The organism is Flavobacterium flevense, from assembly GCF_900142775.1.
Taxonomy (GTDB): domain Bacteria; phylum Bacteroidota; class Bacteroidia; order Flavobacteriales; family Flavobacteriaceae; genus Flavobacterium; species Flavobacterium flevense.
In genome coordinates, this window is record NZ_FRCC01000007.1 from 181151 (window position 1) to 192524 (window position 11374).

At 34.5% G+C, this 11374-nt stretch carries 9 protein-coding genes and 1 other RNA gene; 7 read left to right on the top strand and 3 right to left on the bottom strand.

Annotation, left to right across the window (positions count from 1 at the left end):
• Positions 1 to 3: 3 nt before the first annotated feature.
• From BUB89_RS12745 to BUB89_RS12770, 6 genes are all read left to right on the top strand, one after another.
• Complete coding sequence (locus tag BUB89_RS12745) at positions 4 to 1272, top strand: efflux RND transporter periplasmic adaptor subunit (RefSeq protein ID WP_073245668.1); 1269 nt, start codon at positions 4 to 6, stop codon at positions 1270 to 1272.
• Positions 1273 to 1293: 21 nt separating this feature from the next.
• Complete coding sequence (locus BUB89_RS12750) at positions 1294 to 1626, top strand: YnfA family protein (RefSeq protein WP_073245670.1); 333 nt, start codon at positions 1294 to 1296, stop codon at positions 1624 to 1626.
• An 11-nt stretch (positions 1627 to 1637) separates the two neighbouring features.
• Positions 1638 to 3659: a heavy metal translocating P-type ATPase gene (locus tag BUB89_RS12755; RefSeq protein ID WP_073245672.1), complete on the top strand. Its 2022-nt coding sequence runs from the start codon at positions 1638 to 1640 to the stop codon at positions 3657 to 3659.
• 386 nt (positions 3660 to 4045) lie between these two features.
• Positions 4046 to 4639, top strand: a complete 594-nt coding sequence (locus BUB89_RS12760) for a DUF6088 family protein (protein WP_073245673.1) — start codon at positions 4046 to 4048, stop codon at positions 4637 to 4639.
• Positions 4639 to 5661: a nucleotidyl transferase AbiEii/AbiGii toxin family protein gene (locus BUB89_RS12765; protein ID WP_073245798.1), complete on the top strand. Its 1023-nt coding sequence runs from the start codon at positions 4639 to 4641 to the stop codon at positions 5659 to 5661. The genes BUB89_RS12760 and BUB89_RS12765 overlap by 1 nt, the downstream gene beginning before the upstream one ends.
• Before the next feature lie 95 nt (positions 5662 to 5756).
• Positions 5757 to 5966, top strand: a complete 210-nt coding sequence (locus BUB89_RS12770) for a hypothetical protein (RefSeq protein ID WP_141384453.1) — start codon at positions 5757 to 5759, stop codon at positions 5964 to 5966.
• 186 nt (positions 5967 to 6152) lie between these two features.
• On the opposite strand, the gene ssrA is transcribed toward BUB89_RS12770, so the two are convergent.
• Positions 6153 to 6550, bottom strand: a transfer-messenger RNA (tmRNA) gene (ssrA, locus tag BUB89_RS12775).
• Between the two features lie 96 nt (positions 6551 to 6646).
• Positions 6647 to 7855 carry a serine hydrolase domain-containing protein gene (locus BUB89_RS12780; RefSeq protein ID WP_073245675.1) on the bottom strand — a complete coding sequence of 403 codons (1209 nt, stop codon included), beginning with the start codon at positions 7853 to 7855 and terminating at the stop codon, positions 6647 to 6649.
• A 203-nt stretch (positions 7856 to 8058) separates the two neighbouring features.
• Here BUB89_RS12780 and BUB89_RS12785 point away from each other — a divergent pair, with 203 nt between their 5' ends.
• Positions 8059 to 9264: an NAD(P)-dependent oxidoreductase gene (locus BUB89_RS12785; RefSeq protein WP_073245676.1), complete on the top strand. Its 1206-nt coding sequence runs from the start codon at positions 8059 to 8061 to the stop codon at positions 9262 to 9264.
• A 132-nt stretch (positions 9265 to 9396) separates the two neighbouring features.
• Here the strand turns inward: BUB89_RS12785 and fumC are convergent, their stop codons facing one another.
• Positions 9397 to 10782 carry a class II fumarate hydratase gene (gene fumC / locus BUB89_RS12790; protein ID WP_073245678.1) on the bottom strand — a complete coding sequence of 462 codons (1386 nt, stop codon included), beginning with the start codon at positions 10780 to 10782 and terminating at the stop codon, positions 9397 to 9399.
• Positions 10783 to 11374: the final 592 nt, after the last annotated feature.

The window sequence follows — 11374 nt, forward strand, 5'->3', positions numbered from 1 at the left end:
ACGATGAAAAATATATTATTAAAACAAAATAATAAACTAGGTTATTTCTTCAACCTCTTTATTCTATTTTCTATTCTCTTTACTCTAAATTCTTGTGCTGATAAAAAAACTGAAGAAGCAGGTCACGAAGAAGAAAAGTCAGAAAATGAAGTCGCATTAACTGCTGTACAGTTCAAAACAGTTGGTATAGAAACCGGGGCTTTAGAAAACAGAAATCTGAATTTAGTAATAAAAGCCAATGGATACACCACTGTTCCACCACAAAATATGGCTAATATTTCAACCTTAATTGGTGGAACGGTTAAGGATATTTTAGTACTTGAAGGTACGTATGTAAACAAAGGAAAGGTATTGGCAACAATTAAAAATCTGGAAGTGGTTGAAATGCAGGAAGATTATAATTCGGCTATTGCTAATATTGAATACTTGCAATTAGAATACAATCGCCAGAAAACATTGAGCGACGAAGAAGTAAATCCTAGAAAAGTACTTCAGGAAGTGAAAGCAAAACTAGCTGTTGAAAGAGCAAGGGCACAGGCTGCAAAAAACAAATTACAAGCCTTGAATATGACTACAAGCGGCTCAAGTTTAGTGCCAATAGTTTCTCCTATATCCGGTTATGTTGGAAAAATAAGTATTGCCAAAGGAGCATTTGCCGAAACAGGAGTAACGCTTTTTGAAGTGGTTGATAATAGCCAAATGCACTTAGATTTGAATGTCTATGAAAAAGACTTGGGTACTATTTCTGTTGGGCAAACTATCGATTTTATTTTGACAAACCAAGGAAACAAATCCATCAAGGGAAAAATATTCGGCATCAATAAATCCTTTTCAAACGAAAGCAAAACCGTCGCCGTTCACGCCAAAATTAATCCGGCTGATTCCAAAGATTTAATTTCCGGAATGTATGTTTCTGCCAATATCAATATTAAAAATGCAACCGTTCCTGCATTACCCAAAGATGCTGTTGTAAAAAATGGAGATAAATACTTTGTTTATATTCAAGAGGAACACGAAGAAAAAGCCACAGCTAAAAAAGCAGAAGCACACGAACACAAAGAAGGCGAAGCACATGCTGAAGAAGCTGTTGGCGTGGAAGAAGGATACAATGAAATACATTTCAAGGCAATAGAAGTTATACCCGGAACAACCGATTTAGGCTATACCGAAGTAAAATTTGTAGAAGCAATTCCAACCAATGCAAAAATTGTGATTAAAGGAGCGTTTTATCTACTTTCTGCTATGAAAGGTGGCGGAGAACACGAACATTAATATCTCAAAATAAAAGTAAGTATGATTCCATTTATAAAAACAATAGTATTTTTTATCCTTGCGGGTTTATGTGAAATCGGTGGAGGCTATCTCGTTTGGCTTTGGCTGAAAGAAGAAAAATCGATTTGGTATGGCATTATTGGAGCAATAATACTTACTTTGTATGGATATGTAATGACTTTACAAACCGCTTCTTTTGGAAAAGCTTATGTAGTTTATGGTGGAATTTTCATCGTAATGGCTTTACTATGGGCGTGGAAGATTGATAATTTTAAACCAGATAAATACGACTTAATTGGAACAGCTATTATAATTGTTGGCATTGCAATTATTCTCTTTATACCTAGAAAATAAAATAATAAAAAATGAAACATCAACACAAATACGATGCAAACGGCAAGCAGCTTTGTTGCACATTGGAAGAAAAAACAAATCAAAAAAACGACAGACAAACTGGATGTTCTTGTACTGAGAATAATCCTGAAAATCATTCTGATGATAATGATCACAAAAATTCAACTGAAAGTAAATCTACCTTTCAAATGTTTGTACCGGCTATAATTAGTTTTGTATTATTACTAATTGCAATTGGTTTGGACAATTATTTTACTCAATCATGGTTCACTGGCTGGACACGTATTGCTTGGTATATAGTAGCGTATATACCAGTGGGTTTTCCAGTGATAAAAGAAGCTTTTGAAAGCATTCGCAAAGGCGAAATATTTTCAGAATTTTTATTAATGGGAATTGCAACTATTGGGGCATTTGCTATAGGCGAATATCCTGAAGGAGTTGCTGTAATGCTGTTTTATTCCGTTGGCGAAGTATTTCAAATGCTAGCCGTTCAAAGAGCAAAAAATAACATCAAATTATTATTGGATCAAAGACCTGATACTGCTACAGTAATTCAAGGTGAAAATACCATTTCAAAAAAAGCATCTGAAATTAACATTGGAGAAATTATTCAATTGCGCCCTGGAGAAAAACTGGCACTTGACGGAAAATTGCTTTCAGACAGTGCCTCTTTAAATACCGCAGCGCTAACAGGTGAGAGTAAACCTGATACGAAACAAAAAGGAGAAACCGTTCTTGCCGGAATGATTAACCTAAATACTGTTGTTCAGGTGGAAGTTACAACGGCTTATTCTGATAGTAAGCTCTCAAAAATTTTAGAAATGGTTCAGGAAGCCACAGCTAAAAAAGCTCCAACGGAACTATTTATTCGAAAATTTGCTAAAATATATACGCCAATAGTAGTGTTTTTGGCAATCGGAATTTGTTTAATTCCAATGCTGTTTGTCGAGAATTACATTTTCGCCGATTGGTTATACAGGGCATTGATTTTCTTGGTTATTTCTTGTCCTTGCGCATTGGTAATTTCAATTCCATTGGGCTATTTCGGAGGAATTGGCGCAGCGAGTAAAAACGGAATTTTAGTCAAAGGTTCAAGTTTTCTCGATATAATGGCAAATATTCAAGTAGTCGTAATGGATAAAACAGGAACACTAACCAAAGGTGTTTTCAAAGTTCAAAAAGTAGTAGCCGTTGATGTTTCAGAAGATGATTTAGTTAAATATGCATCGGCACTCGAAACCAAATCAACCCATCCCGTGGGAACCGCTATTATGGAATATGCCAAAGGTGCTGAAAAAAATATATCTGTTACTGATGTCGAAGAAATAGCAGGACACGGACTAAAAGGAAAAGTAGATGGAAACGAAATCTTGGCAGGAAATGTAAAATTGATGAAGAAATTCAATATCAGTTACAACGCAGAAATTGAAAATACGCCATTTACAATAATCGTTATTGCCATCAATCAAAAATATGCGGGATATTTTCTAATTGCCGATGAAATCAAAGAAGATGCAAAACAAGCTATAAAAAGTTTACACAAAATAAACGTCAAAACCGTAATGCTTTCAGGCGATAAACAAGCCGTTGTTGATGCTGTTGCTAAAGAATTGAACATCGATCAAGCCTATGGAGATTTGTTACCTGAAAACAAAGTTCAGAAAGTAGAAGCACTCAAAAAAGAGCATCTACATATTGCTTTCGTTGGCGATGGTGTAAACGATGCCCCTGTAGTTGCCCTTGCCGATGCAGGAATTGCAATGGGTGGGTTAGGTAGTGATGCCACTATTGAAACCGCTGATATTGTCATTCAAAATGATCAGCCAACAAAGATTTTCACAGCGATAAATATTGGAAAAAAGACCAAACAAATTGTTTATCAAAATATTGGATTAGCATTTGGCGTAAAAGCAATTGTTCTTGTTCTCGGTGCCGGTGGATTGGCAACTATGTGGGAAGCCGTTTTTGCCGATGTGGGTGTGGCATTGTTGGCAATTTTAAATGCAGTTAGAATACAACAAAGGAAGTTTTAGAACTACAATCTTTAAATTCACTATTCCACTTTACCAATGCAGCCGTCAAAAACATAATTTGAGACTGTCTTTTATAAAAACTAAATTTATGAATAGTTTCTCGAAGATCTTTAGTAATAATATTTTGTATATGTAAATTCCCAACCAATTAACAGCTTAAGGATTAGTAAAGGTATAATCCAATTTTATTATTATGATTTATTCAATGCGGTGATTAAGATGATTAATCACCGTATTTTTTGCGTAGAATAAAACTAATTGTTTGAATTTTAAACATATTCAATTTATTTATAATTCTATTATTACCAGCAGTAGTTTGTAACAAATTTTTACATTTTGTAACAAATTTTTACTATTTTTGTTACAAATGTTTAACTATACTGATAATGCAAAGTATCCACGAAAATATCAAAGAATACATTTTAAAGACAGCAAGAGGTGTTTTAATATTTCCGGAAGATTTCAATTCTTTTGGTTCTTCAGAAGCAGTTCGTCTGGCTTTACATCGTCTTGAAAAAGAAAATACAATTACCCGAATCTCGCAAGGAATTTATGTACGGCCTATAATAAGTCAATATATTGGTGAGGTATTGCCTTCAGCGGAAGAAGTTGCTAAAGGTATTGCTAAAAGAGACAGAGTGAAAATTGTACCCACTGGAGTTTATGCATTGAATGCTTTAGGTTTAAGCACACAAGTTCCTCTGAACTTGGTCTACCTTACAGATGGTGCCCCGAGAATAATTAAAGTAGGAAAACGAACTATTAGATTCAAAAAAACCACTCCTAAAAACTTATTAGCTAAAGGAGAAATTAGTAGTTTAGTAATCCAAGCTTTAAGAGAAATTGGTATCGATAAAATCACTATTAATGAAGAAAAGAAAATTATTGAACTGTTGGAAGGAGAAGATCGATCTAATTTACTACATGATATACAATTAGCTCCAGTTTGGATAAAAAAAATAATGCAAAAAGCACTGTAATGACAAAACTAAGTTTTCATGCGCTTCCTATCACTGAAAAGACAACTATACTACAACAAGTAAGTAATAAACAAGGATTAGCTCCATTTGCAGTAGAAAAAGACTGGTGGGTAGTACAAACACTTACTACTATTTTTGAAATGACTGTGGGAGCTCATTTGGTTTTCAAAGGAGGAACATCTTTAAGCAAAGCCTGGAATCTTATTGATCGTTTCTCTGAAGATGTCGATTTAGCCATAGACAGACAATTTCTGGGATTTGAAGGGGAACTTACTAAAAAACAAATAACCGCTTTAAGAAAGGCTGCAAACAGCTACATATCGGAGACATTTTTTATAGAGTTACAGAATGCATTTACCGAAAAAGGATTTCAAAATTTAAAATGGGAGATCATTAAAACAACTGAATCTGATCAAGATCCAGTGATTATCAATCTATATTATCCAAATAGTATTGATACTCCGGGTTATATTAAACCAAGAGTTCAAATAGAAATAGGATGTCGTTCATTAAGAGAACCATTTAGCACTCAGGAAATAGTTTCACTATTAGACATCGAGTTTCCAAATACTATTTTCTCACAACCAGCAAGTATAATACCTACTGTGAATCCAGAGCGAACTTTTTTGGAAAAAATATTTTTGCTTCATGAAGAATTTAGCAAGCCAAAAGAAAAAATTAGGGTAGAACGATTGAGCCGTCATTTATACGATGTGTATCAGCTATCACAGACTAAGTTTGCTGATGCTGCATTACAAAATAAAGAACTCTATGAGACAATTGTAAAGCATCGTTTTAAATTTACTAAAGTTGGTGATATAGACTATAATTTACACCAACCACAAACAATCAATCCTATTCCTTCAACTGACATCATTGAAGCCTGGAAAGCAGATTACAAAACAATGCAAGAGCAAATGATTTATGGAGATTCACCATCATTTGAAACCATTATTTCTAAATTAACAGAACTAAAAACCAAAATAAACAACTTGGATTGGCAAATTGAAATTAATAAATAAGGAATAGTATGTTATTTTTACTATCCTTATTATTACTTATTTCATGTCGTAAATTTTTGGTATATTTTTGATTAATGATATTAAATAAAAATTTAATGAAAGTAAATGTTATTATTGAAAGAGGAAAAGATGGTACTTATGGAGCTTATATTAGCTCAGATAACGTACCTTACGGACTTATTGGAGAAGGTAAAACAGTTGAAGAAGCAAAAGAGGATTTCTATAACTCGTATGAAGAAATGAAAGAACATTATAAAGTTGAGAATAAAAACTTTATAGAATTAGAATTTATTTTTAAATCATAAATTAAAATGATCAGCGCTTTACAAAAAAATGGATTGACAAATAAAAAATTAGAACTAATGATGCGTAAAATTACTGTTATTAGGTTTTCTAATTTGAAGAATGGTATCAATTTAAAATAAATTATTGTCAACTAAATTGTCAACTAAAAATAAAAAACCTTGTAAATCAATTGTTTACAAGGTTTTAAGTGGAGTCGCCGGGAATCGAACCCGGGTCCAAACAAGCAACTAAAGAGCTTTCTACACGCTTATTTCCTGATTGAGTTTTCGATAGTTTGCCAGGCCAGAAACAGCCACAAACTACTTAGCTTCTTAATTTTCGAAAACCATCCGAAGCTAATGGAAATCTAGGTTTATTTTTACGGTTCCCCTGAACTGAACGCCACAAACCAAGGCTTTCAAGGAGAATCCAGCTTCCCTACCTTGTAGGGACGTGGCGCAATCGTACTATAATTCGGATTATGCAGCTAAAGCGTAGTTATTTTCGCCGTGTAAAAGTTTAAGATCTTATATTTACGAGCAAGGTCTCAATGCTCGACGTGCTTACTGTTCAATTCGACTTGCTGTCAAAACCAGTCGACCCCAGTTTATTTTGAACTCAAACGATAAAATTTGAGTGCGCGAATATACAATTTTATAATTTACTATTGTTATTCATCAGGCTATTGTTAGTACAAAAATTATTCCTCTTTTTCGTCTCTGTCTAATTTAAATGGATAATCGCCAAATAACGGAGCTAATTTTCTAACCTGATAGGTCTTTGTGGTAAACTTATTCGATAGTGCAATAATGGTTACATGTTCTTTTAATAAAGTGATATAGGAAGAAGTATTCCCATGCCACCATCCGTTATGAAAATAGAAATTTTGTCCCGTGTACCAGTTAATCATTCGAATACCAAGACCATAATTTTTTTCGCCCTTATGCTCATTGCTAAAAGGGGTATAAACCAGTTTTAGTAATTTCGGGCTTAAAAAACCAGGTGAATTTCGGGCTAAATCAAATTTTAATAAATCTCTTGGTGTCGAATAAATATTTTTATCACCATAAACAGCATCAAGATAATCTTTTCCTATTTCTACTTTATTGCCTTTATAAGAAGGAACTATGGAGTCCTTATCCCTGTCATAATTAAAAACAAAGGTGTGATTCATTCCCAGTGGTTTAAAAATCATACGATTCATTGCTTTTTCATAGCTCAATCCTGTCGCTTTTTCTATAATAAGTGCCAAAACGGCATAATTGGTATTACAATAGGCGAAACGCGTACCTGTTCTGGATTCAAGACCAATATTTTTAGTAGCCATTAAATGAACAATATCTTTGTTAGTCAAAATATTATGTCTGTCCCAAACTCCGTCTTTTTTATCTGTAAAATAGGCATAATTACGCATGCCGCTACGATGATTTAAAAGCATTTTTACCGTTACTTCAGGGAAAGGGAAATTACGTAAAATGGTATTTACTTTTTGATCTAAACCAATTTTCTTAGCGTCTATTAACTTTAAAATTGCCGATGCGGTTAAAATTTTACTTACTGAGGCTAAATGAAGTGGAGTGGTAGCAGTTATAGGTCTTTCGTCCCTAAAATTGGCCATTCCTTCGTATTTTTCGAAAATAATTTGTCCATTTTGAGCCACAAGAAAACTACCGTTCATACTATTGTTACGCCAGTTTTTATTGTAAAAATGTTGTATAGCATTCTTTTTAGCATTGATATAGGAAGAAGTTAATTTAGGGAGTTTTCTCGTAGGAGGCTCCATGTGAGGCATGGTGTCTTTTGGCTTTTCATCTGAAAGTGTTGCTTTTTTATTCTTTTGGTTACAAGCACTCAAAACTAAAATAAGCAGGAGTAATTGTATTATATTTGTCTTTTTTATAAAATTCATTTCTAGGGGGACTATATTGGCAAATATATAGAATCAAATGTTTTTGCCAGTCGTTTTTTGTAATGTTAACAGAATTTTTTGAAAGTTTTTAATCGATTTTATTCTATGTTTTTGGCTTTCAGCTTTTAATGTATTTGTAGAACAAAATCGACTTTTTATAATAGAACTATCTCGGTGGTTTGAAACTAATGAAATAATAAAATATGAAATTTGGAATTATACAAGAAAGAAAATATCCGGTTGACAGACGGGTAGTATTTTCTCCTGATGAATTAGTAAAACTGAAAGCACTGTACCCGCAAATAAGCATTAAAGTGGAAAGTTCGCCAGTAAGGATATTTAGTGACTCAGAATATCAAAATGCAGGAATTGAGGTGGTGACTGATGTGACTGATTGTGATGTGCTGTTAGGAGTAAAAGAGGTTCCCGTGGAGAGTTTAATTCCTGATAAATCTTATTTCTTTTTTTCGCATACTATTAAAAAACAAGTTTATAACAGAGGCTTATTACAAGCATTATTGGAAAAAAACATTGATTTTTATGACTATGAAACACTTGTAGATGCTACTAATAACCGCCTGATTGGTTTTGGTCGTTATGCAGGAATGGTTGGTGCTTACAACAGTATTCGTGCATTTGGAATCAAATTTGAATTGTTTAAATTACCTAAAGTTGAAACGCTTTCGGGAAAAGAAGAATTAATTCGTCATTTAAAAAGAATTGTTTTACCACCGATAAAATTTGTGGTTACCGGAAGGGGAAAAGTAGGTGGCGGAGTTCAGGAAATGCTCGATGCCATAAAAGTAAAATCGGTTACGGTGGATAATTATTTAACTAAGAATTATACACAGCCTGTTTATGTTCAAATTGATGCTTTAGATTATAATAAAAGAAAAGACGGAGCTGTTTTAGAAATCGCCGATTTTTTTCAAAATCCGCAGGATTACGAAAGTAATTTTGAACGTTTTACAAAGGTTTCGGATATTGTGATTACAGGACATTTTTATGCGAATGAAGCGCCAAAGATTCTGACACAGCAAATGTTGCAATCCAAAGACTGTAAAATAAAAGTAGTTGCGGATATTTCCTGTGATTTAAACGGACCAATAGCCAGTACATTGCGTTCTTCTACTATTGAAGAACCTTTTTATGGATATTTACCCTTAGAAAATAAGGAAGTTGATTTGTTTCATCCTGCTGCAATTGTGGTTATGGCAGTGGATAATTTGCCTTGTGCTTTGCCTAAAGATTCCAGCGAAGGTTTTGGTGAAATGTTTCTGGAAAAAGTAATGCCTGCTTTTTTTAATGGCGACAAAGACGGAATTTTAGCTCGCGCAAAAATAACTGAAAACGGAAAGTTGACCCAGAGGTTTTCTTATTTGGAGGACTTTGTAGAGGTTAGAGGTTAGAGGTTAGAGGTTAGAGGTTAGAGGTTAGAGGTTAGAGGTTAGAAGTTGGAAGTAAAGGAAGTCCATGTTTGCATAAAAAAAGTTAGACAGCAAGTTTCGTCACTTCCAACTTCTAACTTCTAACTTCCCAATTTAAATCATCTCTTCCGGTTTTACCCAGTTATCAAAATCCTCAGCAGTTACATAACCCAAACTAACAGCTTCTTCTTTAAGAGTTGTTCCGTTTTTATGTGCGGTTTGCGCAATTTCGGCGGCTTTGTAATAACCTATTTTAGTATTTAAAGCGGTAACCAACATCAGAGAATTATCGACCAATTCTTTAATGCGTTTGTAATTAGGTTCGATTCCCTGAGCACAATGTTCGTCAAAAGAAACACAGGCATCTCCTAATAATCGTGCCGATTGCAGGAAGTTGGCAGCCATCATGGGTTTGAAAACATTCAGTTCATAATGTCCCTGCATGCCGCCTACGCTAATGGCAACGTCATTTCCCAACACCTGAGCACAAACCATTGTCAGGGCTTCGCATTGGGTTGGGTTTACTTTTCCGGGCATAATCGAAGAACCCGGTTCATTTTCGGGAATCAGGATTTCTCCAATTCCAGAGCGTGGTCCCGAAGCCAGCATTCGAATATCATTCGCAATTTTATTTAAAGAAACCGCCAGTTGTTTCAACGCACCATGCGATTCTACAATAGCGTCATGAGCTGCTAAGGCTTCAAATTTATTTTCGGCAGTTATAAATGGTAATCCTGTAAATTTGGCAATATATTCAGCCACTTTTACATCATAACCCTTGGGCGTGTTTAATCCTGTACCTACAGCTGTACCGCCTAAAGCGATTTCGGATAAATGTGCTAAAGTGTTTTTGAGAGCTTTTAATCCATGGTTTAATTGTGCTGCATAACCGGAAAGCTCCTGTCCTAATGTTAGCGGAGTAGCATCCATTAAGTGGGTGCGGCCTATTTTTACGACGTTGTGGAATTCTTTTGCTTTAATATCTAATGTGTCTCGCAATTTTTCCACTCCCGGAATGGTGATATCAATGATGGATTTGTAAGCAGCAATGTGCATGGCAGTAGGGAAGGTGTCATTAGAAGATTGTGATTTATTGACATCGTCATTGGCTTTAACTAATGGTTCTCCTTCGCCAATTTCAAATCCTTTTAGTACTTGTGCTCTGTTAGCAATCACTTCATTTACGTTCATGTTGCTTTGTGTTCCGGAACCGGTTTGCCAAATAACCAACGGAAACTGATCGTCTAATTTTCCTTCCAAAATTTCATCGCATACTGTGGCAATGGCATCTCTTTTTTCGGTGTTCAAAACGCCTAAATCACAATTAGTGTAAGCAGCGGCTTTTTTTAAATATGCGAAACCCATTATGATTGCTGTAGGCATCGAAGCCGAAGCGCCTATTTTAAAATTATTTCGGGACCGTTCTGTTTGTGCTCCCCAGTATTTATCGGCTGGGACTTGTACTTCGCCCAGTGTATCTTTTTCAATTCGGAATTTCATAGTTGTCTATAATTTAATTGTTTTTTAGAAAATAAGTTCATGATGAAAACGACTCAGGGCAAACGCACGAGTTATTTTCGCCACGAATTACACGAAATAACACAAATAGGAATGATTTTAAAATAAACTACTCCAATTTGTATCTGCCTTTGGGCAGATTCGTGAAATATTACAATGTCTGAATTTGTGTCATTTGTGTCTGTTTTTATTTCCGGATTAGTCTGTTTGTCCTCAAAAAACAACTGCCCTAGCCCTGATGGAAACGGCATCCTTTTATGTCTTTCTTTAAGACATAAAAGATAGAGTGGACAGCAGGAAATAGCTCCCGGAAATCAAAATGAAGCTTAAATGTACGGATAAATGTATTTTTATGAAAATTGAGTGTTGTTTTTATTGCTAAGAAAAAAATTAACTGTTACATTTGTGCCTACATTCAAAATTCCGGAAAACATGTTTGAATTTTCACAGTATTTAGGCTTTTTACTTTTCTTAACCATCCTTACAATGGGATTCTGGTTAATGTTTTTTCTAGTTAGTTTCGTATCCTATTGGGTAGGAGGTGCTACTTGGGAAAGATTCAAAGAAAAGAGAG

Bases quoted from the DNA above. Each gene is read 5' to 3' on its own strand.
- BUB89_RS12785 (WP_073245676.1), top strand. From the start codon at position 8,059: ATGAAATTTGGAATTATACAAGAAAGAAAATATCCGGTTGACAGACGG.
- fumC (WP_073245678.1), bottom strand. From the start codon at position 10,782: ATGAAATTCCGAATTGAAAAAGATACACTGGGCGAAGTACAAGTCCCA.
- BUB89_RS12780 (WP_073245675.1), bottom strand. From the start codon at position 7,855: ATGAATTTTATAAAAAAGACAAATATAATACAATTACTCCTGCTTATT.
- BUB89_RS12760 (WP_073245673.1), top strand. From the start codon at position 4,046: ATGCAAAGTATCCACGAAAATATCAAAGAATACATTTTAAAGACAGCA.
- BUB89_RS12750 (WP_073245670.1), top strand. From the start codon at position 1,294: ATGATTCCATTTATAAAAACAATAGTATTTTTTATCCTTGCGGGTTTA.
- BUB89_RS12770 (WP_141384453.1), top strand. From the start codon at position 5,757: ATGAAAGTAAATGTTATTATTGAAAGAGGAAAAGATGGTACTTATGGA.
- BUB89_RS12765 (WP_073245798.1), top strand. From the start codon at position 4,639: ATGACAAAACTAAGTTTTCATGCGCTTCCTATCACTGAAAAGACAACT.
- BUB89_RS12755 (WP_073245672.1), top strand. From the start codon at position 1,638: ATGAAACATCAACACAAATACGATGCAAACGGCAAGCAGCTTTGTTGC.
- BUB89_RS12745 (WP_073245668.1), top strand. From the start codon at position 4: ATGAAAAATATATTATTAAAACAAAATAATAAACTAGGTTATTTCTTC.